The organism is Micromonospora sp. NPDC049801 (assembly GCF_040656575.1).
Taxonomy (GTDB): Bacteria; Actinomycetota; Actinomycetes; order Mycobacteriales; family Micromonosporaceae; genus Micromonospora.
The window spans coordinates 17,092-40,931 of sequence record NZ_JBFAMS010000020.1 but is presented as its reverse complement, the minus strand read 5'-3'; the positions used below and the strand labels follow the sequence as shown (position 1 = coordinate 40,931).

Sequence of the window (23,840 nt, the reverse complement as noted above, 5' to 3'; positions counted from 1 at the left end):
CGGCTCACGCCGTCCCGGCGACCCGCGCCAGGACCGCCTCGGCCAGCGCGTCGGGCGCGGCGTCCGGGATCCAGTGGGTCACCCCGGCCAGGGGTACGAAGCGATAGTCGCCGGTGACGTTGGCGGCGCACGCCTCGGCGGCGGTCCGGCCGATCGCGACGTCCCGGTCGCTCCACACGTAGGTGGTCGGTACGGCGACCGGGGCCACGGCGGCCAGGTCCGCGCGGGACATCGCCCGGTACCAGTTCAGGGCGGCGGTGAGCGCGCCCGGCTCGCGCATCGGGTCGGCGTAGCGGTTCACCCGGGTGGCGTCGCCCACCCCGCCCAGCAGCTTGCGCAGCGCCGTCGCGTGCCACGCGAGCAGCACCTTCTCGGCCTTGCCCGGCTTGCGGAACAGCGCGATGTACGACGACCGGGCCTTCTGCTGGCCGTCCGTGGCGAGCGCGTGTGCCATGGCCGCCGGGTGCGGCACCGACACCGCCGTCAACGTACGGACCCGCTGCGGGTGCGCGGCGGCCACCGCCCAGGCCACGACCGCGCCCCAGTCGTGGCCGACGAGGTGCACGGCGTCCAGGCCGAGCGCGTCGAGCACCGCGACCGCGTCGGCGACCAGTTCGGGAATCCGGTACCCCGCCACCTCGGCGGGGCGCGCGCCCGGCGAGTAGCCCCGCTGGTCGAGGGCGTACGTGCGCAGTCCGGCGGCGTGCAACGGCGGCACGACCTCGTCCCACTCGCCGCTGTGCTGCGGAAACCCGTGCAGCAGCAGGACGGGGACGCCGTCGGACGGGCCGCCGGTGCGTACCTCGAATGTCAGACCCCGCGCGTCGACCTGCATGATCGTCAGCCTACCCAGCCGTCGTCGCGCCGACCCGGATGCGCCGGCCGCGGGGACGCCCTGCTGGGCTGTTACCCCTGGTCGGTGCTAGCGTCAGCGAGACAACTTCACATCCGACAGGGGAGCGCACAGCGCTGAGAGTGCGGGCACGCCCGCAGACCCTCGAACCTGATCTGGGTAATGCCAGCGCAGGGAGTTCGGTCGACCTCCAGCCGCGCCGTGGGTCCGGTGCCACCGGACGCGCGGCGTGCGTCTTCTCCTGGTTCGTTTCACTGAACTGGGAGCACAGCATGGACAACACCACCAACCGTTGGCGCACGATCGACATCGTGGTCGCCTCGGTGATCGCGGTCGCCTTCGGCGTCATCTTCTGGGCCTGGGGCCTGGTCTGGAGCGCCACCGAGGGCGCGTTCGCCTTCTTCCCGCCGGCGCAGACGCTGATCTACGGCGTCTGGCTGATGCCGGCCGTGGTCGGCGGGCTGGTCATCCGCAAGCCCGGCGCGGCGCTCTACTGCGAGACGGTGGCCGCCGTCGTGTCCGCGCTGCTGGGCAGCCAGTGGGCCGGCACGGTCATCCCGCAGGGCATCGTGCAGGGCATCGGGGCCGAGCTGGCGTTCGCCGCGTTCCGCTACCGCTCGTACCGGCTGCCGACCGCGGTGCTGGCCGGCGCGCTGACCGGCCTCAGCGCGGCCCTGTTCGACTTCTTCGTCTGGAACGCCGAGTACGCGCTGGGCGACTACCGCATCCCGTACGCGCTGCTCACCATCGTCAGCGCCACGATCATCGCGGGCGTAGGCGGCTGGGCGCTCACCCGCGCCCTGGCCAACACCGGCGCCCTGGACCGCCTCCCATCAGGCCGAACCCGCGCGCTGGTCTGACGCTGTCCCGTCCGACCCTGTCCCGTCCGACCCTGTCCCGTCCGACCCGGCCTCGTCCGACCCTGCCTCGTTGATCAAGAGGTTCGCGTCACCGCGAGGCGGAATTCTGACGCGAACCTCTTGATCAACAGCGTGTGGGGAACCGGGAGGAGGGGTTGTGGGGGTACTGCTGCGGGGTTTTGGGTGGCGGCACGCCGGGCGGCGGGCCTGGGCGCTGCGCGGGGTGGATCTCCGAGTGGAGGACGGCGAGCGGGTGCTGCTGCTCGGGCCCTCGGGAGCCGGCAAGAGCACCCTGCTCAGCGCACTGGCCGGGCTGCTGCCGGACGACTCCGGTGAGCAGGAGGGCACCGTCGAGATCGACGGGCTCGACCCGCGCAAGGGCCGGGAGCGGGTCGGCATCGTCTTTCAGGACCCGCAGTCCCAGTTGGTCATGGCACGCAGCGGCGACGACGTCGCGTTCGGGTTGGAGAACCGGGGCGTACCCGCGGACGAGATCTGGCCGCGCGTCGACGAGGCGCTGCGGCGCGTCGGCTTCCCGTACCCCCGCGACCGCAACACAGCCGCCCTCTCCGGCGGCGAACAGCAGCGCCTCGCCCTGGCCGGCGCGTTGGCGCTGCGGCCCAGCCTGCTGCTGCTCGACGAGCCGACCGCCAACCTCGATCCGGACGGCGCCACCCTGGTCCGGGGCGCCGTGTCGGGCGCGCTGGACGCCGACACCACCCTGATCCTCGTCGAACACCGGGTGGCTGAGGCGTTGCCCCTGGTCGACCGGGTGGTCGTCCTGGAGCCCGGCGGCGGCATCCGCGCGGACGGGCCACCCGACGCGGTCTTCGCCACGCACGGCGACGCCCTCGCCGCCGAGGGCGTCTGGGTGCCCGGCCACCCCATCGCGCCGCGCCGGGCCACCACCGCCGCCGGCGACGCGCTGCTCACCGCCGACCGGCTCGGCCTGCCGTCGCGGCTGGGCCCCACCGATCTGACGGTACGCGCCGGAGAGGCCCTCGCCGTACGAGGACCGAACGGCGCCGGCAAGTCCACCCTGGCGCTGCTGCTCGGCGGGCTGCTCAAACCGGGTACCGGCCGGGTCACCGCCTCGGCCGAGCTGGCCGACGCCGACCATCGCACTCCCCCGCACCGCTGGCGCGCCCCCACGCTGGCGCGGCGCATCGGGTCGGTCTTTCAGGACCCGGAGCACCAGTTCGTCACCGGCACCGTCTTCGACGAGCTGGCGCTCGGCCCACGCCGGACGGGTCAACCCGAGGCAGCGGTCAAGGCGACGGTGGCCGGGCTACTCGAGCGGTTACGACTGACCCGGCTCGCGGCGGCCAACCCGTACACCCTCTCCGGTGGGGAGGCGCGACGCCTCAGCGTGGCGACGGCCCTGGCCACCGCGCCACGCCTGCTGATCTGCGACGAACCCACCTTCGGCCAGGACCGGCGGACCTGGGGCGAGCTGGTCGACCTCTTCGCCGACCTGCGCGACGCCGGGCACGGCGTCGTCAGCGTCACCCACGACCCGGACTTCGTCGCCGCGCTCGCCGACCGCACCGTCACCCTGGAGCGGTCGTGAGCGCGGCGGCGCGCAACCGTCACCTCGGAGCGATCGTGAACGCGGCGACGCGCCGCTACCGACGCCGCAGCGCCGAACAGGAGCCACGCCGATGATCAGCATCGAGCCGGTCGCCCGGCCCGGAGCGCCGTTGGCCCGCCGCAATCCGGTGGCGAAGCTCGCCGCCGCGTTGGTCTTCTCGTTCACCCTGCTGGCCACGCTCGACCCGGTGGCACCCGCGGTCGCCATCGCCGTCGAACTCGCCGTGCTGCCGCTGTTCGGCCTGCGCTACCGGGTCCTGGCCCGGCGGGCCCTGCCGCTGCTGCTCAGCGCCGTCGGCATCCTGGTCACCCTGGTGCTCTTCGCCGCCGACCAGTCCGGTCGCGTCCTGCTGGACGCCGGGCCGGTGCTGGTGAGCACCGGGGTGCTGCTCACCGCGCTCGGCCTGGTGCTGCGGATCTTCGCGGTGGCCCTGCCCGGGGTGATCGTCTTCGCCACCACCGACCCGACCGACCTGGCGGACGCGTTGATCCAGAACGCGAAGGCGCCGGCGCGGTTCGCCATCGGGGCGCTGGCCGCGTTCCGGCTCGTGCCGCTGCTCGGACAGGAGTGGCAGATGATCAGCATGGCCCGCCGGGCCCGCGGCGTCGAGGCGGGGCGCAACCCCGTAGCCAAGCTACGACTCTTCGCGTCCACGGCGTTCGCGCTGCTGGTCGGGGCGATCCGCCGAGGTACCCGGCTGGCCGTCGCGATGGACGCGCGCGGGTTCGACGCCGGCACACCCCGTACCGTGGCCCGCCGGCAGCGCTTCCGGCTCGCCGACACGCTGCTGGTCGTCGGTGCGGCGGCGCTGGCTGGCGCGGCCCTGACGACGAGCATCCTGGCCGGAACCTTCCGCCCCCTACTCGGCTGACACCGGCCCACGCCGGCCGGCCGCGCGCCAGGCCGGTCGCACGCCAGGCCGGTCGCATGCCAAGCCGGTCGCATGCCAAGCCGGTCGCATGCCAAGCCGGTCGCATGCCAAGCCGGTCGCATGCCAAGCCCTCGCGCGCTGCGCCCCCGCGCGCCGGGCCCCCGCGCCGGCGTGCCGGGCCTGCGTGCCGGGCCGGCGGCAAGATCCGCGCAACTTCAGGGATGTAGTGGCCTCCCACACTGACGAGGCCACTACATCCCTGAAGTTGCTGTCACCGAATCGTGGGCCCGCGCGGGCGCAACGGCTCGGTCAGCTACGCCGGAAGGCGTAGCGGCGGGTCTGCCCGGCCGGCTGGCTTCGGCCGCCGGCCGAGCGGTTGCCCCCGCCCGTGGGCGGCCCGGCGGTCGGCGCCGAGGGTCGGCTGGCCGGCGTGCGCAGATCCTCCACCGCTGGCGCGTCGACAGCCGCCGGCACATCGACGGGCAGCGCCGCGTCGGCCGGGACAGCTCCGGGCCGGAGCGGCTCGCCGGTAGCCGCCGGGTCGACCAGCGCCGCCAGCGGCAGCGGCTCGCCGGTAGCCACCGGGCCGTGGTCGGCCGCCGGGATCTTTCCGGGCGGGGTCGTCTTCGGGGTACGGGACTTTTTCGGGTTACGCCTGGCGGGCATCCGGGCCTCCTTCGGTGCCGACCGTCCCGGCCGTTCCCGCGCTGGCGGTCGGTCGGATCGGCTGGTGACCGCCGCGGCGCGACGGTTCAGTGGGAAGGGACTGCTCACCGGGGGTCAGGCAGGCTCGAGGCCGCCGAACGGCGGAATGGAGACGCGCGACGCCCGGGAGCGCACGGACCGCGACGCGGGGCGGCGGACCGGCTCGGAAGTGGGGCGTCAGTTACGCATGCCGGAACCCTAACCACCGGCTGGGCAGACGCGCATCCGAATTTACTGGCACGATCGGCAGATGCTGATCGCGTTCTCGATCACCCCGCTCGGCGGCGGCGACTCCGTGGGCGACCTCGTGGCAGAGGCGGTACGGGTGGTCCGCGAGTCCGGGCTGCCGAACCGGACCGACGCCATGTTCACCACCGTCGAGGGCGAGTGGGACGAGGTGATGGCGGTGGTCAAGCGGGCCGTCGACGTGGTGGCCGCGCAGGCGCCCCGGGTGAGCGTCGTCCTCAAGGCCGACGTCCGGCCCGGAGTCACCGACGCGCTCACCGCGAAGGTGGCGCGTGTGGAGGAACGACTGGCCCAGGGGTGAGCGGGTACTCGGTCGGCCGGTAGACGCGGTGGACGGACGGGCCGCGACCAGGCGGTGACCCGCCGTGGGACGACCTGCCCGTGAGGCCGGATGCCGCGATACCGTCGCAGGGACAGTTCGACGGCGAGAGGTGGCGGCACGAATGGCTCAGCAGGCGACAGCGCAGATCGGCGTGACCGGGCTGGCGGTGATGGGCCGGAACCTGGCCCGCAACCTGGCCCGTAACGGCTTCACCGTGGCGGTGCACAACCGGTCCCCGGAACGCACCCGCAGCCTCGTCGCGGAGCACGGCGACGAGGGCACCTTCGTGCCCGGTGAGTCGATGGCCGACTTCGTGGCGTCGCTGGAACGACCCCGCGCGGTGATCGTGATGGTCAAGGCCGGTGCGCCCACCGACGCGGTCATCGACGAGTTGGTGCCGCTGCTGGATGAGGGCGACATCATCGTCGACTGTGGCAACGCCCACTTCGCCGACACCCGCCGGCGCGAGGAGTCGCTGCGCGCGCAGGGGCTGCACTTCAGCGGCACCGGCGTCTCCGGCGGCGAGGAGGGCGCGCTGCTCGGCCCGAGCATCATGCCGGGTGGCTCGACCGAGTCGTACGCGAAGCTCGGGCCGATGTTCGAGAAGATCGCCGCCCAGGTGGACGGTGTGCCGTGCTGCACGCACGTCGGGCCGGACGGCGCCGGGCACTTCGTCAAGATGGTGCACAACGGCATCGAGTACGCCGACATGCAGCTCATCGCCGAGGCGTACGACCTGCTGCGGGCCGGGCTGGACGTGACCCCGGCGGAGATCGCCGAGATCTTCCGCGAGTGGAACAACGGCGAGCTGGAGTCGTTCCTCATCGAGATCACCGCCGACGTGTTGGCGCACACCGACGCGGCGACCGGCCGGGCGTTCGTCGACATCGTGCAGGACCGGGCCGAGCAGAAGGGCACCGGCCGGTGGACCGTGCAGAGCGCCCTGGACCTGGGCATTCCGATCACCGGGATCGCCGAGGCGACGTTCGCGCGCTCGCTGTCCGGGCACGTCGACCAGCGCGAGGCGGCCCGCCGGGCCTTCCCGGACGCCGGTGAGAAGTGGCAGGTCGCCGACCGGGACGCGTTCGTCGAGGACGTCCGCCGGGCGCTGCTCGCTTCCAAGATCGTCGCGTACGCCCAGGGTTTCGACCACATCCGGGCCGGCAGCAGCGAGTTCAACTGGGACATCGACCTGGGCGGTACGGCGACCATCTGGCGGGGTGGCTGCATCATCCGGGCCCGCTTCCTGAACCGGATCCGCGAGGCGTACGACGAGCAGCCCGACCTGCCGACGCTGCTGGTGGCGCCGTACTTCGCCGAGGCGGTCAGCGCGGGCGTGCCGAGCTGGCGGCGGGTGGTGGCCGACGCGGCGCAGGCGGGTGTGCCGACGCCTGCGTTCTCGTCGTCGCTCGCGTACTTCGACGCGCTGCGGGCCGAGCGGCTGCCCGCCGCGCTGATCCAGGGCCTGCGGGACAACTTCGGCGCGCACACCTACCAGCGTGTGGACCGCGACGGCTCGTTCCACACCACCTGGGCCGGCGACAAGACGGAGTCCCCGGCCTGACGACGCGGGCATGATCGCGCTCCATCCATGATGTAGTGGCCTCCCGCCGCCGGGAGGCCACTACATCCATGTTCAGGCGTGATCATGCGAGGCATCGCGAGCGCTCAGGCGACGGTGGCGTGCATCTCCCACACGAGGATCTCCGCCGGCTCGTCGGCGGTGACCCGTCGACCGCCGGTCATGGTGAGCCTCGCCGCGTCGCCGGTGCCGAGTGGACCGCTGTCCTCCAGGGTGACCGTGCCGTCGGGCACGTACACGTGCACGAAGGGCGCGTCCGGAATGGTGACCTCGTCGCCGGGGCGGAGGCGGGCGGCGTGCAGGGTCGCGTACCGGTTGCGGATCCGGATGGCGGACGCGCCGTCGTAGCGGTCCATTCCGGAGGCGATCGGCACCAGGCCGCCGCGCAGCAACTCGTCCTCGATCTCCAACTGCTCGTAGCCGGGGTCGACACCCTGCTCGTCGGGGAGCACCCACATCTGCACGAAGTGCACGGGGTCGCTGTGCGGCTCCTGGTCGTTGAGCCGCCAGGCGTCGTTCTTCTCCGAGTGCAGGATGCCGGTGCCGGCGCTCATCCGCTGCGCCAGGCCCGGATAGATCACCCCGGAGTGGCCGGTGGAGTCCTGGTGCACGAGTGAGCCCCGCAGCACCCAGGTGACGATCTCCATGTCCTGGTGCGGGTGGGTCTCGAAGCCGGCGCCCGGCCGGACCACGTCGTCGTTGTTGACCAGCAGCAGACCATGGTGGGTGTTGGCCGGGTCGTAGTGCCGGGAGAACGAGAAGGAGTGCTTCGAGTCCAGCCAGGAGATCCGGGTGGCGAAGCGGTCCTCGGCGCGGCGTACGTCGACCGCCGGGGCGGCTGCGGTCACCAGGCACGCTGCCCGGCGTCAGGGATCGACGGCGCCCAGGTCAGGGCCGGCTCTCCGGTGGCCAGTTCGGCGATCTCACCGGTGCGCAGCGCGGGCGTGTGACCGAACTCGGCGCAGTGCTGCTCGGCGATCTCGGCGCAGATCTCGGCGACCTGCTCGCAGATCGGATCGCCCAGGTCGGCCGCGTTCAATGCCATGATCATCTTGTACCGCAGATCCCGCACACCCACCCCCACCCGTAGTTCCGCTCCCCCTCCCGAACCCTACCGACCCCCACCCCGCCAAGCCCCAAAACCCACAACCCACCAAACCCCCGCCCGACCCACCCCCGCCCCGCGCTCACCCCGCCCCGCCCCGATCCACCCCGCCCCGATCCACCCCGACCCGACCCGACCCCGTCGATCATGGAGTCGTGGTGCTGAACGAAAGTCGTGAATACGGTCAAACCGGCCACCACAACTCCATGATCGACGGGGCGAGGCGAGCGACGGGGCGACGCGAGCGGCGGGGTGAGGCGAGCGACAGAGCTAGACGCACGCGCCGCCCCGCACGTTGTGCGGGGCGGCGCGTCAGGACTGTGTTGCGTTACCAGAACCGGCGACGCTTGGCTTTCTGCGGGCGGATCAGGTCCGCGCCCCTCGTCAGCAGCCGGGTCGCCCCGGAGGGGCCACGACGGGCCTCCAGGGTGTGGCTGAGTCGACGCGCGCCGGCCGCGGCCAGTGGCGCCGCGACGGCCATCACCGCCCACTGGGCAATGCGCTTCTGGATCATGTGGGTTCACCTCCGTCAGTGGCTCCTGACGTTCCTGATACCCAGCGTGACGTATGGGTAAGCCTCGCTCAGGCCGTCGGAGCCACCGGATTGGGCAGCGCGCCCCCGAAGCGCCGGTCCCGCTGGGCGTACAGCTCGCACGCGTACCAGAGGTGGCGGCGGTCGAAGTCCGGCCACAGCGTGTCGAGGAAGACCAACTCGGCGTACGCGGTCTGCCAGAGCAGGAAGTTGGAGATCCGTTCCTCGCCGGAGGGCCGCAGGAACAGGTCAACCTCTGGGATCTCCGGGTGGTAGAGGTACTTCGCGACGGTCTTCTCGGTGACCTTCGCCGGGTCCAGTCGACCGGCCGCGACGTCCCGGGCGATCGCGGCGGCGGCGTCACCGATCTCGGCGTGCCCGCCGTAGTTGACGCAGAACTGCAGGGTGAGCGTCGAGTTGTCACGGGACATCTCCTCGGCGGTCTGCAGCTCGGAGATGACGCTCTTCCACAACCGCCCCGGACGCCCCGACCAGACCACCCGGACGCCCAGGTCGACCAACTGGTCGCGGCGTCGACGGATAACGTCCCGGTTGAACCCCATGAGGAAGCGGACCTCGTCGGGCGAGCGCCGCCAGTTCTCGGTGGAGAAGGCGTACGCCGAGAGGTAGGGGATGCCCATCTCGATGGCCCCCTCGATCGTGTCGAAGAGGCTGTGCTCGCCGGCCTCGTGCCCCTTGGTGCGGGGCAGCCCGCGGTCCTTGGCCCACCGGCCGTTGCCGTCCATCACGATGGCCACGTGCTTCGGCACCGCCCCCGCGGGCAGCGCCGGCGGCCGGGCGCCGGACGGGTGGGGCGTCGGTGGCGTCGGCTCGCGCCGACCGGACCTCGTCGATCGGATCACTCGGCTCTCTCCTTGCTCGTGCCGTCCGCTCCGGAACCGACGTCACCGCCCGGCCGGAGCATCCCGGCCCCGGACCCGACGTCACCGCCCGGCCGGAGCATCCCAGCCCCACCGCCACCCGGCGGCGGGACCGTACCGGCGACCGGGGTGGTGCTCCGGTCGACCAGCGGCAGCGAGCGTAACGCGCGTTCCAGGTGCCACTGGAGGTGCGCCGCCACCAGGCCGCTGCACTCCCGTCGTACCCCGGTGTCGGTGGCATCGGCGACCACCCAGTCGCCGGTGGTCAGCGCGGACATCAGGTCGATGGTGGCCGGCGCGGGGTGAGCCGCGCCCGGCGGCCGGCAGTCCGGGCAGACCGCGCCGCCGGCCGGCACGGAGAACGCGCGGTGCCGCCCGGGGGTGCCGCAGACGGCACAGGCGGTCAGCGCCGGCGCCCAGCCGGCGAGGGCCATCCCCCGCAGCAGGTACGCGTCGAGCACGAGGGTGGTGTCGTGCTCGCCCCGGGACAGCGCCTTCAACGCCCCCACGGTGAGCTGGAACAGCCGCAGCGATGGTTCCCGCTCGACGGGTGTCAGCCGCTCGGCGGTCTCGGCGATCGCGCTGGCCGCCGTGTAGCGGGGGTAGTCGCCCAGGAACCGCTTGCCGTACAGGTCGATGCCCTCGACCTGGCTGACCGTGTGCAGCGAGCTGCCGTGGTTGCCCTTGGGGTCACCGGCGAGTTGCAGGTCGACGTGACCGAACGGTTCCAGGCGGGCGCCGAACTTGCTCATGGTGCGCCGGACTCCACGGGCGACCGCCCGCAGTCGGCCGTGCCGGCGGGTCAGCAGGGTGATGATCCGGTCGGACTCGCCGAGCTTCTGCACGCGCAGCACCACCGCGTCGTCGCGGTAGAGCTGTCGGCGGTACCCGGCCATCGGACCATTCTCCCTCGGGGTGTGAAATCAGGGTCGCTTCGGGGTGGACGCGAGGATGAACCCCGATGCGCCGGGCCGACGACCGCCGTTAGCGTGCTGCCATGGCACCGCACCAGAGCACCGCCGTCCGCCGTCGCCGCGCCGCCGCGCCCGTCGCGTTGGGGTTGTCCACCGCCCTCATCCTGCTGGCCGGGTGCGACAACCTGTCGTTTCGTCGGCTCGACTACGACGACACCGAGCCGGTGAAAATCACCACCATCCGGGTGGACGGGGGCTCCGGGGACGTGATCATCCGAGGCACCGGCGCGGCGGGCGAGGCGCGGATCAAGCGGGTGGTGCGCTACCAGGGCGGCGAACCCAAGGCGCGGTACGAGATCAAGGACAGCGAGTTGGTGTTGAACACCGACTGCGGTGACCGGTGCAGCGTCTCGTACGAGGTGACCGTGCCGGCGGGCGTGAGCGTGCAGGGCGACAACGGCTCGGGCGACGTCGAGCTGACCAAGGTGGGCGCGGTGAAGCTGCGGCTGGGCTCGGGTGACGTGCGGATCACCGAGGTCACGGGCTCGCTCGACGTGGAGACCGGCTCGGGCAACATCGACCTGAGCGAGGCCGGTTCGACGGTACGGCTGCGGGCCGGCTCCGGCGACGTCAGCGCCCGCCGGGTGGCCGGCGCGACGGACGCCGAGGCCGGCTCGGGCAACGTGACCATCGAGTTGGAGACGCCGACCTCGGCGCGGGCGCACGCCTCCAGCGGAGACGTCAGCCTGCTCGTACCGGCGGGCAGCTACCGGGTCCGCTCCAGCACCGGCTCCGGCGACGCGCGGATCACCGTGGCGGACGACCCGGTGGCGTCCCTGGTGCTCGACGGCTCGGCGGGCAGCGGCGACGTCACCATCAGCGAGCGTTGATCTCGACCGTCGCCGCCTCGGCGGGCAGCCGCTGCGCCGGCACGGTGGCCCGCCCCACGGTCTCGCCGATCGCAGGCCGATCTGTCCGGCCGTTGCCGGAGACGGCCGGCGAGCCGACGGGGACCAGTTCCGGGCGGCGGCGGGCGGCGACGTCCTCGACCCAGCCGACGGCCAGCGTGACCAGACCGACCAACGCGAAGACCAGCAGCACCCGTACCGCCAGTCCCACCGGGTCCTGGTGGGACCAGCCGACCACGTCGACGAGCGGGGTGAGCGCCACCACGAACGGCAGGTGCCAGAGGTAGATGGTGAGCGCCCGCCGGTTGACCACGGTCACCGCCCGGTCGGCGAGCCGGCTGCGCGACAGCCAGGCCACCCCGGCCGGCGCCCGGCCCAGGACGACCAGGATGAACGCGGCCGACCAGAGGGCGTTGCCCAGGTGGTTGTCGTTGAGGTCGTACCCCCGTGGGCCGGGATGCGTGACGATCCAGGCCCCGCCGACGACGGCGAGGGCCAGCGCGAGCGGGTACAGCACCCGGCCGGTGAGGCGGCGCAGCATCCCGGCGTGGTGGGCGAAGCCCAGCACCCACGCGCCGAAGTACAGCCCGAACTCGCGCACCAGCGGCGGCGCCGGGTAGATGCCCACCTCGATGGTCACCAGCAGCAGGTACGGGGCGAGCAGGGTGGCAAGCGGGGCCCGCCGGAACAGCCAGAACGCGACCGGTGAGGCGAACACGAACCAGAGGTAGTCGCGCAGGTACCAGATGACGCTCAGCGCCAGGGCGCCCCAGTTGTTGGCCGGCGGGTCGGCGATCGGGAACAGCCACAGCAGCACCCGTGGGGACAGCGGCAACCCGGTGAACAACATGGCCGGCACGAAAACCACCGCCACCACCCACAGCGACGGCAGCAGACGGCGCAGCCGACGGCCGACCGCCGCCGGGCCGGACCGGGCGAGCGAGGCGGCCATCAGCGAGCCGGCCAGCGCGAACATCACCGACATGGCGGGGAACACCAGAGTGAGGGTCGCCCACCCGGTGACGTGGTAGACGACGACTCGAACGATGGCCAGGAAACGGAGCAGATCGAGGTATCTGTTGCGCATCAGCCTGCATCTGGATCGGGGGCGCGGGGGTTGCCCTCTCCCCTACCCGGCCCGACCCACGGGCCAAACGACGCCTCAGAAACCCAACTTGCGCAACTGCCGTGGGTCGCGCTGCCAGTCCTTCGCGACCCGGACGTGCAGGTCGAGGTAGACCCGCGAGCCGAGCAGCTCCTCGATCTGCCGACGGGCGGTGGTGCCGACCTCCTTGAGCCGGCTGGCCCGGTGGCCGAGCACGATCGCCTTCTGGCTGGGACGCTCCACGTACACGTCGGCGTAGATCTTCATGAGCTGACCCTCGGGGATCATCTCCTCCACCACCACGGCGATGGAGTGCGGCAGCTCGTCGCGGACCCCCTCCAGGGCCGCCTCCCGGATCAGCTCCGCGACCAGCACCTGCTCCGGGTCGTCGGTCAGCATGTCGTCGGGGTAGAGCTGCGGCGACGGCGGCAGGTACTTCGTCATCACGTCGACGAGGGTGCCCACCTGGTGCCCGGAGACCGCGCTCACCGGCACGATCTCGGCGAACTCCCCCAGCTCGCTGACCGCGAGCAACTGCTCGGCCAACCGACGCTTGGCCACCAGGTCGGTCTTGGTGACAACCGCCAGCACGGTCGCCTTCAGCTCGGCCAGCTCGCCCGTGATGAACCGGTCACCGCGCCCGACCGGCTCGTCCGCCGGGATGCACAGGCCGATGACGTCCACCTCGGTCCAGGTGGAGCGGACCAGGTCGTTGAGGCGCTCGCCGAGCAGCGTACGAGGTCGGTGCAGTCCGGGCGTGTCCACGAGGACCAGCTGCGACTCCGGGCGGTGCAGCACCGCCCGGATGACGTGCCGGGTGGTCTGCGGCTTGTTCGACGTGATCGCGATCTTGGTGCCGACGATCGCGTTGGTCAGGGTGGACTTCCCCGCGTTGGGCCGGCCGACGAAACAGCCGAACCCGGCCCGGTACGGGCGGGCCTCCGGGTCGCGCACCGGGCTCACTCGGTCACCGTGCCGAGGACCGTGCCGTCCGGGGCGGCGACGTGGATCGGCGCGTCCGGGGCGAGGTCACGCACCACCGCGTGCCCCGCGCCGTCCAGCGTCGACGCCTCGGTCACCACCGCCGCCGCCTCCAGCCGACTCGCCCCGGCGGCGACCGCCGAGGCGACCGCCAACTGCAGCGCGGTGAGGGTCAGCGAGGGCAGCGCCACGCTCGCCGCCGCGTACGTCCGACCGTCCTGATCCCGGACCGCGGCGCCCTCCACGGCACCGACCCGCGCACGGGCGCCCCGGGCCAGGACGACGAGCTTGCCGTCCTCGGCGCTCAGCGGCGCCGGTACGCCAGGGGTGGGCCGGGCGGTGGGCGCGGCGGGTGTCTCAGGCATCGGCGGCTTGCCTCTCGTCGTCTCGGTAGTGGTTCGGGTCGCTGCCGGGGCCGGCGTGCTCGCCGCGCCCGGTGGCGTCCTGCGTGTCGCCCGACTCCACCCTGCTCACCAGGACGGTGTCGATCCGGTTGCGCCGACCGGTGGTGCCCTCGGCGACCAGCCGGAGACCGGCCACCTCGACCTCCGCTCCGGGGATCGGCACCCGCCCCAGCGACTGGGCGAGCAGGCCACCGACCGTCTCCACCTCGTCGGTGGGCAGGTCGGTGTCGAACAGCTCGCCCAGGTTCTCCACCGGCAGGCGGGCCGTGACCCGCACCGAGGAGTCCGCGAGGCGCTCGACCGGCGGGCGTTCGACATCGTACTCGTCGGTGATCTCACCGACGATTTCCTCCAGGATGTCCTCGATGGTGACGAGACCACCGGTGCCGCCGTACTCGTCGACCACGATGACCAGGTGGTTGCGTGCCGCCTGCATCTCCGACAGCAGGTCGTCGACCGGCTTGGACTCCGGCACGAAGGTCGCCGGGCGCATCAGCTCGGCCACCGGCACCTGCTCGGCGCCCGGGTCGCCGCCGCGCGACCGGCGGATCAGGTCCTTGAGGTAGAGCACCCCGAGTACGTCGTCGACGCTCTCGCCGATGACCGGGATGCGGGAGAAACCCGAGCGCAGGAAGAGCACCAGCGCCTGGGCCAGGGTCTTGCCCTCCTCGATCCACACCATCTCGGTGCGCGGCACCATCACCTCGCGGGCGATGGTATCGCCGAGCGCGAAGACCGAGTGGATCATCTGGCGCTCGCCGTGCTCCACGACGCCACGCTGCTCGGCCAGGTCGACCAGCTCACGCAGCTCCACCTGGCTGGCGAACGGCCCCTCCCGGAAGCCGCGCCCCGGGGTGACCGCGTTGCCGATCAGGATGAGCAGCGACGCGAGCGGGTTGAGCGCGCGACCCAGCCAGCGAACCAGCGGCGCGACCGCCCGGCCCACGGCGTACGCGTGCTGCCGGCCGATGGTGCGCGGGGCGACACCGACCACCACGAAGCTGACCACTGTCATCGCGCCCGCGGTGACCAGCGCTGCCCGCCAACCCGCGCCGAAGCTGTCCACCGCGACCAGCGCCACCAGCGTGGTGGCGGTCAGCTCGGCGAGCAGCCGCAACAGCAGCAGCAGGTTGAGGTGCCGGACGACGTCCCCGGCCACTACCTGGAGGGTACGGGCACCGCGCACGCCGTCCCGGGCCAGTTCGGCGGCCCGGGCCGGCGAGACCGCGGCGAGCGCCGCCTCGGTCATCGCGATCACGCCGGCCAGCACCACCAGGCCGGCCGCGAAGACGATCAGTTGCAGGTCGGGAAGGCCGGCCGTGGGGCCGACCGCGAGTAACACAGGAGTGGACATCACGGGGTGCGGGTCGACCGCCAGCTCGCCAGCAGTCGGGCCTGGAGGCCGAACATCTCCCGTTCCTCCTCCGGCTCCGCGTGGTCGTACCCGAGCAGGTGCAGCACGCCGTGCACGGTGAGCAGGTGCAGCTCGTCGGCCGGGGCGTGCCCGGCGGCCGCGGCCTGCTTGGCCGCCACCTCGGGGCAGAGCACAATGTCGCCGAGCAGGGCCGGTTCGCCGCCGGCCGGTGCGGTCTCGCCCGGACCGTGGTCGACGCTTCCCTCGTCCATCGGGAAGGCGAGCACGTCGGTGGGGCCGTCCCCGCCCATCCAGCGGTGGTTCAGCTCGGTCATGTAGTCGATGTCGACCAGCAGCACGGACAGCTCGGCGAGGGGGTTTACCCCCATCTCGTCGAGGGCGTGCCGGGCGACGGCGAGCACGGCGTCGGTGTCGACGTCGACACCGGACTCGTTGGCGATCTCGATGGACAACTGCTTTCCTCTGCTTTAGCGGCGGCGGCCGGCCCGGCCGCCCTGGGCGGGTCGCCCGGGTACGGCATGGACGCCCTGCGCCTGCTGGTTCTCCCGCTCGGCGTCCCAGCGGGCGTACGCGTCGACGATCTCCCCGACCAGCCGGTGACGCACCACGTCGGAGCTGGACAACTGGGCGAAGTGCACGTCGTCGACGTTTCCCAGGATCTCCCGGACGACGCGCAGCCCGCTGCTCGTCCCGCCGGGGAGGTCCACCTGGGTGATGTCACCCGTCACGACAATCTTGGAGTTGAAGCCGAGCCGGGTGAGGAACATCTTCATCTGCTCGGGCGTGGTGTTCTGCGCCTCGTCCAGGATGATGAACGCGTCATTGAGGGTCCTACCGCGCATGTACGCCAGCGGGGCGACCTCGATCGTGCCGGCGGCCATCAGCTTCGGGATCGACTCCGGGTCGATCATGTCGTGCAGCGCGTCGTAGAGCGGGCGCAGGTACGGGTCGATCTTCTCGTTGAGCGTGCCAGGCAGGAAGCCCAGCCGCTCGCCGGCCTCGACCGCCGGCCGGGTCAGGATGATCCGGTTGACCTGCTTCGCCTGCAACGCCTGGACGGCCTTCGCCATGGCCAGGTACGTCTTGCCGGTACCGGCCGGGCCGATGCCGAAGACGATGGTGTGCGAGTCGATCGCGTCGACGTACCGCTTCTGCCCGAGCGTCTTCGGGCGGATGGTGCGCCCGCGGCGGGAGAGAATGTCGAGGGTCAGGACCTCGGCGGGCCGCTCGGCGCTGCCCTGCTCGAGCATGCCGACGGTACGCCGGACGGCGTCAGTGGTCAGGGTCTCGCCTTTCTCGATGAGTTCGAGCAGCTCACTGAAGACCCGCTCGGCGAGGGCGTTGTCGGCGGGAGCGCCGGTGATGGTGATCTCGTTGCCGCGGACGTGCACGTCACTGGCGACCGAGCGTTCGACGAGGCGCAGGATCTCGTCACCCGCGCCCAGCAGATTGACCATGATCTTGGGGTCGGGCACGGTGATCCTGGTCTGCACCCGGGGCGGGCCGGGAGGTGGGGTGCCAGTCATAGGTCGGGCCGAGGGGCCCTGCGCACCTGCTCTCAATCTCGGCGCCGGCCCAGCTGGCACGGCGTGCGGACGTTACACCCATCGTATCGGTTCAACGCGGGCCGCATCGCGCCCATTTCCGCTGGCCGCGATCAACTCGCGACCTGCGGTGGAGAAGCGTCAGGGGCGGTGATTCAGGGGTTCATCTTCCGCGTCCTCGCCCCGGGCCGAGGCCCACGCGTGGGACCAGCGCACGAGCGGGCGCAATGCCTGGTAGGCGCCGCGCCCCAGCTCCGTGAGCGTGTAGGCGGTGTCCGGCTGCTGGGCGACGAGGTGGGCGTCAAGTAGTTCGGTGAGCCGTTGCCGCAGGACGCTGGAGGACATGTTGTCGCAGCGCTGCTGCAGCGCGCGGAAACCGAGCGGCCCGTGCTGCAACTCCCAGACGATGCGCAGGTTCCAGCGGCGGCCAAACAGGTCGAGGGCGGCCATGAGGGGTCGTCCGGTACTCGATCCGCGTACCGGCTGGCCTGGCCTGGGTACCGTCATCGCCGTTGCGCCCCTCTTGATGCTCGATGTCCGATACAGCAGTGTCCAGTGCGTTGATTCGTCGCCTCAGTCTCCGTCGCGGACGACCGCCAACCCGCCGACCCGGGTCGTGATGCCCGCCGGCCCACGTCGGGCCGAAGCGAGCACGCTGGCGGGTCGACCGAGGATGTCACCCTGCTCCACCTCGATCGCGACGGTCTGCGCCCCGGTCGAGTCGAGCAGGTGGGCGGCGAGGCAGCCGGTGCTGTTGGCGTTGGCGACGTCCTCGTCGACGCCGATGGCCGGCGCGAACATCCGCGCCGCACCCGGTCGGTCGCCCAGCGGCGGCACGTACACGAAACAGCCGAGGAGCCCGTACCGCCGACACGCCGCAGCCAGCCTGCCGGGGTGTGGGCAGACTCGGACCAGCGCCGACCGGTCGCGGACCGGTACCAGCATGCGCGGTGCGCCGGGCGCAGCGATCCGTGGCCCGTCCTGAGGATGCGGATCGTCCGCCCTGAGCCCGAGCGCGTCGACGATCGCGGCCCACTCGTTCGGCGCCGGGTGACGCAGTGCGACGAGTCCCTGGTCGAACCACACCTCGATGCCGCCAGGGCGGCGGATCGCGACGGTGTCGAAGGTGCGCCCGCCGGTGTGTTGGCGATCCTTGAGCTCAGCGCGGCCGGTACGCATCAACCGGACGGCCTGCGCGGCAACGGTGCCGTGACCGCAGCCGGACAGCTCGCCGGTGGCGGTGAAGAAGCGGACCGGCCAGCCGCCGTCCCGCGTCCGACCCGGGCCGACGAACGCCGCGTGCGAGGTGCCGGCAGCGGCAGCCACCGCACACCGGTCGGGGTCCGTCGCCGCCGGATCGTCGTCGGTTACGGCAGTGGGGCTGCCACCCCGACCGTCGCGCCGCACGCACGCATCGACAACCGTAATCTCCGGCCAGACTACGTCGTTCACTGGTGCGCCCTGTCCAGCCAGTCGGTGATGAGGGGGATGGTGTCGACGCGGTGGTGTGCGCCGACGAGTTCGTCGTCGGGATGGGTGGTGCGTACGGCGATCACTGTCATGCCTGCGGCTCGGGCTGCTTCGATGCCTGCGGGGGCGTCCTCGATCACCAAGCAGTCGGACGCCGGGAGGTCGAGTAACTGCGCGGCTTGCAGGTAGCCCTCGGGATCGGGTTTGCCCAGCCGGACGTGGCCGCTGTCGACCAGCACGGGAGGATCGGGTAAACCGCCTGCGAGCAGACGGTGCAGCACCGTCGGAGCTCGGCCGGAGGTGACGACGCCCCACCGCCGGCCGGTCAGCAGACGCAACACCTCGGCGGCATCGGGATACACGGGAAAAGCGTCACCCTCATCGGCCATGAGCTCGCGGACCAGCAGGTATTCGGCTTCCGCATCGAGCTGTGGCGCTACGACCGCGATGGTGTCGACGGGCCGGCGACCATGGGTGTGTGACCAGACCAGGTCAGGGTCGAGGTTGCGTTGCGTCGCCCATTGGCTCCAGATCCGGCGGTAGGCAGGGTACGAATCGATGAGCACACCGTCGACGTCGAACAACACTGCCTTGTCAGCAGCGCCCGCGCCGATGTCGTGCAGGCGATGTGACCCTTGATCCATCACGCAGCCAGGTCGTGCAGGGCGCCGACCGTGGTGGCCGCCTGTACGGCCATGTCGTGGATCAGCCGGGCGGCGGGGAGGACCTCGTGCACAAGGTGCACCGACTGACCCGCGTACAGCGCCATGTCTTCCAGGTCCCCGGTCATGTCGGGCAGCGGTATCAGATCCCCGTACCGATAGTGGTTCTCGTCGGCCGCGTCCACCGCCACGACATCGCCCTCGCCGGGCCGATGCGGTGCCCGCGGCGAGCCGGCGGCCTCCCACCGTCGGAGGGTCCCGTTGCGCAACGCCCGGTGCGGCGCGTGCGGCCAGCCGCCGTCGAAGCACCGGGTGTACACGGCGTCCACGCCGGCGGCGGTGATCAGATGCCGCCGATACACCTCATGCGTGGCAGCCTCGGCGGCAGCCAGGAAACGGGTGCCCAGCATGACGCCCTGGGCGCCGAGCGCCAGCGCCGCCGCGACCCCCCGGCCGTCCGCGATCCCACCCGCGGCAACCACGGGTACGGGGCCGACCGCGTCGACGACGGCGGGCACCAGGGCCATCGTGGACGTGCTGCCGCGGACATGACCGCCGGCCTCCCAGCCCTGTGCCACGACGACGTCCACGCCGTCGGCGACCGCGTGGACCGCTTCGGCGACCTCGCCGACCGTGTGCAGATGCAGCGCGGCCGCCTTGCGGATGCGGGCATTCGCCGGCGACGGGTCTCCCCAGAAGGTGGAGATGGTCGGCACTCCCTCTTCCAGGCACACCGTCAGTAGGTCGTCCACCGGAAAATCGAGAACCAGGTTCGCGCCGAACGGCCTCGTGGTGAGTTGGCGAGTTCGCCGGATGGTGCGCCGTGCCTCTTCGGGACTCTGCCAGGTCAAGGCCAACATGCCGAGGCCACCGGCCTCGGATACGGCTGCGGCCAGGTCCGGTCCCGCAGCCGAACCCACCGGCGCCTGGATGATCGGCAGCCCCCGATGCCCAGCCGTTCGCACAGGGCGGTGCGCAATCCCCTCACGAGCCCCCCCCGAGTGCTTCGAAAATCGAATCGGTCGGCTCGGACGTTACTGCTTCGGATACCGAAGCGTCAACAGGGTGTAACGGGCCGTCAGCGGTAGTACTGGACCAGGCAGAATTCGTGGTCCTCCGGGTCGGCCATAACGACAACCACGCCCTCGTCGTAGTCGTGCCGCTCGCCGGTGTACCGACCACCGAGATCGATGACCAGGGCCATGGCCTCGTCGATCCGGTCAACGGAGATGTCGAGGTGAATCCGTACCTTGCCGGTCCTGGCTTCCGACACCGGCTGGAACACCAACCGTGGCTGAGGTTCACCACGTTCACCGAGGTAGACCCAACCCTGCTGCGACGGACCGGGCTCGCGACCGAGCAGACCGCTCCAGAATCGGGCTACCCGCTCGGGGTCGAGGCAATCAATCGTCACACCGGACCAGACGTTGGCCATGCGCCGATCCTGGCAGAGCGTCGGGCCGGCCGTCAGGTCAGGTCTCGGGCGAGCATCGGGCCCAGTGGCGCGCCGCCGAGCAGGTGGGCATGCACGTGGAACACCTCCTGCCCGCCGTACGCCCCGGTGTTGAACATCAGCCGGAACCCGTCGCCGAGCAGCCCCTCGTCCTCGGCGACCGCGGCAGCCGTGGCCAGCACCGCCCCGGCCAGCGCCGGGTCACCCTCGGCGAGGGTGGCGACGTCGGCGTAGTGCTCCTTCGGAATGACCAGGACGTGCACGGGGGCCTTCGGGCCAATGTCGCGGAAGGCGAGCGTGGTGTCGGTCTCGCGGACGACGGTGGCCGGGATCTCCCCGGCGACGATGCGGCAGAACAGGCAGTCGGATCCCATCGGGGCAGTGTAAGGAAGGGCACCTTGCTAACGCCTGAGGTATAGGAAGGGGCCCTTCCTTACAACTGGGGGTGCTCAGGCAGGATGGCCGGCATGACGGATCGGGCGGTTCTGGTGACGGGGTCCTCGCGCGGCATCGGCCGGGCGGTGGTGGAGGCGTTCGCCGCCAGTGGGGACCGGGTGGCTATCCACCACCGCGACTCCGCCGAGGCGGCCGAGGAACTTCGCGCCGGGCTGCCCGGGTCGGGGCACGTGGTGGTCCGCGCCGACCTCACCGACCCGGCCGCGGTCCGCACCATGGTCGACCGGGCCGCCGATCAGCTCGGTGGCCTGGAAGTGCTGGTCAACAACGCCGGCACGTACGGCGACCGGGACGTCCCGCACCCGGTCTTCGGCACCTCGTACGAGGAGTGGCAGGCGCGCTGGCGGCAGGTGCTGGAGACCAACCTGACCGGTGCGGGGAACGTGATCTGGTGCGCCGCCCAGCACCTGCGCCAGCGGGGTGGCCGGATCGTCAACGTGTCCTCCCGGGGCGCGTTCCGGGGCGAGCCGGAGCAGCCGGCGTACGGCGCCAGCAAGGCGGGGCTGAACGCGCTCGGTCAGTCCCTCGCCGTGGCGCTCGCGCCGTACGGCATCACGGTCGCCACGGTGGCGCCGGGTTTCGTGGCGACCGACATGACGACCGAGCACCTGCGCGGCGAGCGGGGCGCGGCGATCCGGGCGCAGAGCCCGTTCGACCGGGTGGCCCGGCCGGAGGAGATCGCGGCAGCGGTGCACTGGCTGGCCTCGCCCGAGGCCGAGTGGGCCTCCGGCACGATCGTCGACCTCAACGGCGCTTCGTACCTACGCAGCTGACCTCGCGATTCACGCTCGGCGCGGCGTTCGCCGACCGACCGGCGGTGCGCTGCGCCTCCTGCGGGCGGACGGCCGACACCACTGTGAGCGTGATGCCTGTCAGTCATCTTGATGACTGACAGGCATCACGCTCACAGGAGTGAGCGGCTCCGATCCGCCCGCATCACCGGCCCGCGAGCCGCAGGCACCAGCGGCCGAAGCGAACGCGGGCCCAGGCTGGCGGCCGAAGCCAGCGGCGGCAGGGTGGCGGCCGAAGCCAGCGGCGGCAGGGTGGCGGCGAGTCGGGGGTGGGCGACTACCAGCGGCCGAGGCGGGTGGCGAGCACGCTGAGCGCGGCCACGCCGGCCGTGGAGGTACGCAGCACCTCCGGCCCGAGGCGTACCGGCCGGCCACCGGCCTCACGGAAGGCCGTCAGTTCGGCCCGGTCGATGCCGCCCTCGGGGCCGACCACCAGGACGATCTCCCCGGCCGACGGCAGGTCGACGCCGGTCAGCGGCTCGTCGGCTTCCTCGTGCAGGACGAACCCGGCGGCGGCGCCGGCGATCCGGCGGGCGACCGTGGCGGTGGACTCGTCCGGCGCGCCGGCCACGACGGGCAGCCAGGGCCGGCGGGCCTGTTTCGCCGCCTCGCGGGCGGTGGCCACCCATTTCTCGCGTGCGCGTACGCCCCGGTCGCCGCGCCACTGGGCCACCGAGCGCGACGCCGCCCAGGGCACGATCTCGTCCACCCCGACCTCGGTCATCGCCTGCACGGCCAGCTCGCCCCGGTCACCCTTGGCGATGCCCTGCACGGTGACGATCCGGGGTACGGGCGCGTCCGCGTACCCCCGGGAGGTGACCGCGACCTCCAGGCTGCCCCGGCCGACGGTGGTGACCACGGCGGCGGCCGTGCCGCCCCGACCGTCGGCGAGCAGCAGCTCCTCGCCGACGCGCAGCCGCTGCACGGTTGCGGCGTGGTGCCCCTCCGGGCCGTCCAGGGTCAGCGCGTCACCGGTGGGCAGCGCCTCCACCAGGAACAGCGGCGCCGACACCTCAGGCGTGCCCGTTGAACGCGTCGCGCATCCGGGAGAAGAAGCCGCCCTGCTTGGTCAGCTCGGCGACCTCCTCGCCCCGGGTCTTGGCGAAGTCGCGCAGCATCTTCTCCTGGTCGGGGTCGAGCTTGGTGGGCGTCCGGACGTCCAGGTGCACGTAGAGGTCGCCCCGGCCGGTGCCGCGCAGGTGCGGTACGCCCCGGGCGCGCAGTCGCAGCGTGCTGGCCGGCTGGGTGCCGGCCTTGACGTCGACGGTCTCCTCGCTGTCCAGCGTCTTGATGGTGAGCCGGGTGCCCAGCGCGGCGGCGGTCATCGGCACGGTGACGCGGCAGTGCAGGTCGTCACCCTTGCGGGAGTAGACGTCGTGCGGACGCTCGTGGATCTCCACGTAGAGGTCGCCGGCGGTGCCACCGCCCGGGCCCACCTCACCCTGCTGGGCCAGCCGGATCCGCATGCCGTCCTCGACGCCGGCCGGGATCTTGACGGTGAGCGATCGGCGGGTGCGTACCCGGCCGTCGCCGGCGCAGGTCGGGCAGGGGTGCGGGATGGTGGTGCCGTAGCCCTGGCAGACGGTGCACGGCCGGGCCGAGACCACCTGGCCGAGGAAGGTGCGCTGCACGGACTGCACCTCGCCCCGGCCGGCGCACGCCTCGCAGGTGGCCAGGTGGGTACCGGCCGCGGTGCCGGCGCCCGAGCAGGTGGTGCAGAGCACGGCGGTGTCCACGGTGATCGGGGCCTCCACGCCGAACGCCGTCTCGTGCAGGTCCAGTTCGAGGCGCAGGATCGCGTCCGCGCCCGGACGGGTCCGTGGACGCGGCCCGCGGCCGGCGCCGCCCGCGGCGCCACCGAAGAACGCGTCCATGATGTCCTGGAAACCGACGAACGGGCCGGCTCCCCCCGGACCACCCGGGCCGCCCGCGCCCCCGCCGCCGGGGGCGAGCGGGTCGCCACCCAGGTCGACGATCTGCCGCTTCCGGTCGTCCGAGAGGACCTCGTACGCGGCGTTGATGTCCTTGAACTTCTCCTGGGCCTCCGGGTCCGGATTGACGTCCGGGTGGAACTGGCGTGCCAGCTTGCGGTAGGCGCGCTTGATCTCGTCATCGGAGGCTTCCCGGCTGACACCGAGGATGCCGTAGTAGTCCCTGGCCACTGCGTTCCGTGTCCTCATGTTCGTCTCGCGTTGCGCCGACCGGCGGCCGCAGCCGGCCGTCGGCCCT

The 23,840-nt window shown here is 72.2% G+C and carries 28 protein-coding genes and 1 riboswitch; of the genes, 7 read left to right on the top strand and 21 right to left on the bottom strand.

Annotation, left to right across the window (positions count from 1 at the left end):
* Positions 1-4: 4 nt before the first annotated feature.
* Complete coding sequence (locus tag AB0I89_RS29080; protein ID WP_357133272.1) at positions 5-835, bottom strand: alpha/beta fold hydrolase; 831 nt, start codon at positions 833-835, stop codon at positions 5-7.
* Between the two features lie 108 nt (positions 836-943).
* A riboswitch (TPP riboswitch) is annotated at positions 944-1,048 on the top strand.
* A gap of 77 nt (positions 1,049-1,125) precedes the next feature.
* Here AB0I89_RS29080 and AB0I89_RS29075 point away from each other — a divergent pair.
* The 3 genes from AB0I89_RS29075 to AB0I89_RS29065 all read left to right on the top strand — a co-directional run bounded on the left by AB0I89_RS29075 (position 1,126) and on the right by AB0I89_RS29065 (position 4,175).
* Entirely contained in the window at positions 1,126-1,713 is a 588-nt protein-coding gene (locus AB0I89_RS29075) for an ECF transporter S component (RefSeq protein WP_357133270.1), read from the top strand.
* Positions 1,714-1,879: 166 nt separating this feature from the next.
* Positions 1,880-3,283, top strand: a complete 1,404-nt coding sequence (locus AB0I89_RS29070) for an ABC transporter ATP-binding protein (protein ID WP_357133375.1) — start codon at positions 1,880-1,882, stop codon at positions 3,281-3,283.
* 91 nt (positions 3,284-3,374) lie between these two features.
* Positions 3,375-4,175: an energy-coupling factor transporter transmembrane component T gene (locus tag AB0I89_RS29065; protein WP_357133269.1), complete on the top strand. Its 801-nt coding sequence runs from the start codon at positions 3,375-3,377 to the stop codon at positions 4,173-4,175.
* A 309-nt stretch (positions 4,176-4,484) separates the two neighbouring features.
* Here AB0I89_RS29065 and AB0I89_RS29060 read toward each other — a convergent pair whose 3' ends face one another.
* Positions 4,485-4,841: a hypothetical protein gene (locus AB0I89_RS29060; RefSeq protein WP_357133267.1), complete on the bottom strand. Its 357-nt coding sequence runs from the start codon at positions 4,839-4,841 to the stop codon at positions 4,485-4,487.
* Between the two features lie 289 nt (positions 4,842-5,130).
* On the opposite strand from AB0I89_RS29060, the gene AB0I89_RS29055 reads away from it, so the two are divergent.
* Both AB0I89_RS29055 and gndA read left to right on the top strand, forming a co-directional pair.
* On the top strand, positions 5,131-5,427 hold the full coding sequence (locus AB0I89_RS29055) for an MTH1187 family thiamine-binding protein (RefSeq protein ID WP_357133265.1): 297 nt from the start codon (positions 5,131-5,133) through the stop codon (positions 5,425-5,427).
* Positions 5,428-5,569: 142 nt separating this feature from the next.
* Positions 5,570-7,012 carry an NADP-dependent phosphogluconate dehydrogenase gene (gene gndA, locus AB0I89_RS29050; RefSeq protein ID WP_357133263.1) on the top strand — a complete coding sequence of 481 codons (1,443 nt, stop codon included), beginning with the start codon at positions 5,570-5,572 and terminating at the stop codon, positions 7,010-7,012.
* Positions 7,013-7,116: 104 nt separating this feature from the next.
* Here the strand turns inward: gndA and AB0I89_RS29045 are convergent, their stop codons facing one another.
* The 5 genes from AB0I89_RS29045 to recO all read right to left on the bottom strand — a co-directional run bounded on the left by AB0I89_RS29045 (position 7,117) and on the right by recO (position 10,444).
* A complete protein-coding gene (locus AB0I89_RS29045) occupies positions 7,117-7,878 on the bottom strand; it encodes a pirin family protein (RefSeq protein ID WP_357133261.1) in 762 nt (253 codons plus the stop codon).
* Positions 7,875-8,075 carry a thioredoxin reductase gene (locus AB0I89_RS29040; protein WP_357133259.1) on the bottom strand — a complete coding sequence of 67 codons (201 nt, stop codon included), beginning with the start codon at positions 8,073-8,075 and terminating at the stop codon, positions 7,875-7,877. The genes AB0I89_RS29045 and AB0I89_RS29040 overlap by 4 nt, the downstream gene beginning before the upstream one ends.
* A 388-nt stretch (positions 8,076-8,463) precedes the next feature.
* Entirely contained in the window at positions 8,464-8,649 is a 186-nt protein-coding gene (locus AB0I89_RS29035; protein WP_357133257.1) for a hypothetical protein, read from the bottom strand.
* A 68-nt stretch (positions 8,650-8,717) separates the two neighbouring features.
* Entirely contained in the window at positions 8,718-9,530 is an 813-nt protein-coding gene (locus tag AB0I89_RS29030) for an isoprenyl transferase (protein WP_357133255.1), read from the bottom strand.
* Positions 9,527-10,444, bottom strand: coding sequence for a DNA repair protein RecO (gene recO, locus AB0I89_RS29025; protein ID WP_357133253.1), 918 nt, complete (start codon positions 10,442-10,444; stop codon positions 9,527-9,529). The genes AB0I89_RS29030 and recO overlap by 4 nt, the downstream gene beginning before the upstream one ends.
* Before the next feature lie 101 nt (positions 10,445-10,545).
* Between recO and AB0I89_RS29020 the strand changes: the two genes are divergently transcribed.
* On the top strand, positions 10,546-11,352 hold the full coding sequence (locus tag AB0I89_RS29020) for a DUF4097 family beta strand repeat-containing protein (RefSeq protein ID WP_357133251.1): 807 nt from the start codon (positions 10,546-10,548) through the stop codon (positions 11,350-11,352).
* Here AB0I89_RS29020 and AB0I89_RS29015 read toward each other — a convergent pair.
* The 12 genes from AB0I89_RS29015 to AB0I89_RS28960 form a co-directional block, all read right to left on the bottom strand.
* Entirely contained in the window at positions 11,339-12,457 is a 1,119-nt protein-coding gene (locus AB0I89_RS29015) for an acyltransferase (protein WP_357133249.1), read from the bottom strand. The two genes, AB0I89_RS29020 and AB0I89_RS29015, sit on opposite strands and share 14 nt — an antisense overlap.
* 75 nt (positions 12,458-12,532) lie before the next feature.
* Positions 12,533-13,438 (bottom strand): GTPase Era, encoded by a 906-nt coding sequence (era, locus tag AB0I89_RS29010; RefSeq protein ID WP_357133247.1) that lies wholly within the window; start codon positions 13,436-13,438, stop codon positions 12,533-12,535.
* The gene (locus AB0I89_RS29005; protein ID WP_357133245.1) at positions 13,435-13,821 is read right to left on the bottom strand and encodes a cytidine deaminase; all 387 of its coding nucleotides are present in this window, start codon (positions 13,819-13,821) and stop codon (positions 13,435-13,437) included. Before AB0I89_RS29005 ends, era begins: the two co-directional genes overlap by 4 nt.
* Entirely contained in the window at positions 13,814-15,238 is a 1,425-nt protein-coding gene (locus tag AB0I89_RS29000; RefSeq protein ID WP_357133373.1) for a hemolysin family protein, read from the bottom strand. The genes AB0I89_RS29005 and AB0I89_RS29000 overlap by 8 nt, the downstream gene beginning before the upstream one ends.
* Positions 15,214-15,687, bottom strand: a complete 474-nt coding sequence (ybeY, locus tag AB0I89_RS28995) for an rRNA maturation RNase YbeY (protein WP_357133243.1) — start codon at positions 15,685-15,687, stop codon at positions 15,214-15,216. Before ybeY ends, AB0I89_RS29000 begins: the two co-directional genes overlap by 25 nt.
* A gap of 15 nt (positions 15,688-15,702) precedes the next feature.
* Positions 15,703-16,761, bottom strand: coding sequence for a PhoH family protein (locus AB0I89_RS28990; protein ID WP_355053214.1), 1,059 nt, complete (start codon positions 16,759-16,761; stop codon positions 15,703-15,705).
* 159 nt (positions 16,762-16,920) lie between these two features.
* Positions 16,921-17,229 carry a helix-turn-helix domain-containing protein gene (locus AB0I89_RS28985; protein WP_357133241.1) on the bottom strand — a complete coding sequence of 103 codons (309 nt, stop codon included), beginning with the start codon at positions 17,227-17,229 and terminating at the stop codon, positions 16,921-16,923.
* 123 nt (positions 17,230-17,352) lie between these two features.
* Positions 17,353-18,186 (bottom strand): PhzF family phenazine biosynthesis isomerase, encoded by an 834-nt coding sequence (locus AB0I89_RS28980; RefSeq protein WP_357133239.1) that lies wholly within the window; start codon positions 18,184-18,186, stop codon positions 17,353-17,355.
* Positions 18,187-18,227: 41 nt separating this feature from the next.
* A complete protein-coding gene (locus AB0I89_RS28975; RefSeq protein WP_357133371.1) occupies positions 18,228-18,893 on the bottom strand; it encodes an HAD-IA family hydrolase in 666 nt (221 codons plus the stop codon).
* Positions 18,893-19,831 carry a nitronate monooxygenase gene (locus AB0I89_RS28970; protein ID WP_357133237.1) on the bottom strand — a complete coding sequence of 313 codons (939 nt, stop codon included), beginning with the start codon at positions 19,829-19,831 and terminating at the stop codon, positions 18,893-18,895. Before AB0I89_RS28970 ends, AB0I89_RS28975 begins: the two co-directional genes overlap by 1 nt.
* A gap of 158 nt (positions 19,832-19,989) precedes the next feature.
* A complete protein-coding gene (locus AB0I89_RS28965) occupies positions 19,990-20,346 on the bottom strand; it encodes a VOC family protein (protein WP_357133235.1) in 357 nt (118 codons plus the stop codon).
* A gap of 32 nt (positions 20,347-20,378) precedes the next feature.
* Positions 20,379-20,738 (bottom strand): histidine triad nucleotide-binding protein, encoded by a 360-nt coding sequence (locus AB0I89_RS28960; RefSeq protein WP_357133233.1) that lies wholly within the window; start codon positions 20,736-20,738, stop codon positions 20,379-20,381.
* A 93-nt stretch (positions 20,739-20,831) separates the two neighbouring features.
* Here AB0I89_RS28960 and AB0I89_RS28955 point away from each other — a divergent pair, with 93 nt between their 5' ends.
* On the top strand, positions 20,832-21,593 hold the full coding sequence (locus tag AB0I89_RS28955; RefSeq protein ID WP_357133231.1) for an SDR family oxidoreductase: 762 nt from the start codon (positions 20,832-20,834) through the stop codon (positions 21,591-21,593).
* Positions 21,594-21,888: 295 nt separating this feature from the next.
* Here AB0I89_RS28955 and AB0I89_RS28950 read toward each other — a convergent pair whose 3' ends face one another.
* Together AB0I89_RS28950 and dnaJ are read right to left on the bottom strand one after the other, a co-directional pair.
* A complete protein-coding gene (locus AB0I89_RS28950; RefSeq protein ID WP_357133229.1) occupies positions 21,889-22,623 on the bottom strand; it encodes a 16S rRNA (uracil(1498)-N(3))-methyltransferase in 735 nt (244 codons plus the stop codon).
* Between the two features lies 1 nt (position 22,624).
* Positions 22,625-23,773 carry a molecular chaperone DnaJ gene (dnaJ, locus tag AB0I89_RS28945; protein ID WP_355053230.1) on the bottom strand — a complete coding sequence of 383 codons (1,149 nt, stop codon included), beginning with the start codon at positions 23,771-23,773 and terminating at the stop codon, positions 22,625-22,627.
* Positions 23,774-23,840 lie beyond the last annotated feature (67 nt).

Coding starts and splice junctions, on each gene's coding strand:
- AB0I89_RS28990 (WP_355053214.1), bottom strand. CDS start 16,761: ATGACTGGCACCCCACCTCCCGGCCCGCCCCGGGTGCAGACCAGGATC.
- AB0I89_RS29015 (WP_357133249.1), bottom strand. CDS start 12,457: ATGCGCAACAGATACCTCGATCTGCTCCGTTTCCTGGCCATCGTTCGA.
- AB0I89_RS28985 (WP_357133241.1), bottom strand. CDS start 17,229: ATGGCCGCCCTCGACCTGTTTGGCCGCCGCTGGAACCTGCGCATCGTC.
- AB0I89_RS28975 (WP_357133371.1), bottom strand. CDS start 18,893: ATGGATCAAGGGTCACATCGCCTGCACGACATCGGCGCGGGCGCTGCT.
- AB0I89_RS28965 (WP_357133235.1), bottom strand. CDS start 20,346: ATGGCCAACGTCTGGTCCGGTGTGACGATTGATTGCCTCGACCCCGAG.
- AB0I89_RS29060 (WP_357133267.1), bottom strand. CDS start 4,841: ATGCCCGCCAGGCGTAACCCGAAAAAGTCCCGTACCCCGAAGACGACC.
- recO (WP_357133253.1), bottom strand. CDS start 10,444: ATGGCCGGGTACCGCCGACAGCTCTACCGCGACGACGCGGTGGTGCTG.
- AB0I89_RS29065 (WP_357133269.1), top strand. CDS start 3,375: ATGATCAGCATCGAGCCGGTCGCCCGGCCCGGAGCGCCGTTGGCCCGC.
- AB0I89_RS29040 (WP_357133259.1), bottom strand. CDS start 8,075: ATGGCATTGAACGCGGCCGACCTGGGCGATCCGATCTGCGAGCAGGTC.
- gndA (WP_357133263.1), top strand. CDS start 5,570: ATGGCTCAGCAGGCGACAGCGCAGATCGGCGTGACCGGGCTGGCGGTG.
- AB0I89_RS28955 (WP_357133231.1), top strand. CDS start 20,832: ATGACGGATCGGGCGGTTCTGGTGACGGGGTCCTCGCGCGGCATCGGC.
- AB0I89_RS29080 (WP_357133272.1), bottom strand. CDS start 835: ATGCAGGTCGACGCGCGGGGTCTGACATTCGAGGTACGCACCGGCGGC.
- AB0I89_RS29035 (WP_357133257.1), bottom strand. CDS start 8,649: ATGATCCAGAAGCGCATTGCCCAGTGGGCGGTGATGGCCGTCGCGGCG.
- AB0I89_RS29075 (WP_357133270.1), top strand. CDS start 1,126: ATGGACAACACCACCAACCGTTGGCGCACGATCGACATCGTGGTCGCC.
- AB0I89_RS28960 (WP_357133233.1), bottom strand. CDS start 20,738: ATGGGATCCGACTGCCTGTTCTGCCGCATCGTCGCCGGGGAGATCCCG.
- AB0I89_RS29055 (WP_357133265.1), top strand. CDS start 5,131: ATGCTGATCGCGTTCTCGATCACCCCGCTCGGCGGCGGCGACTCCGTG.
- AB0I89_RS29020 (WP_357133251.1), top strand. CDS start 10,546: ATGGCACCGCACCAGAGCACCGCCGTCCGCCGTCGCCGCGCCGCCGCG.
- AB0I89_RS29005 (WP_357133245.1), bottom strand. CDS start 13,821: ATGCCTGAGACACCCGCCGCGCCCACCGCCCGGCCCACCCCTGGCGTA.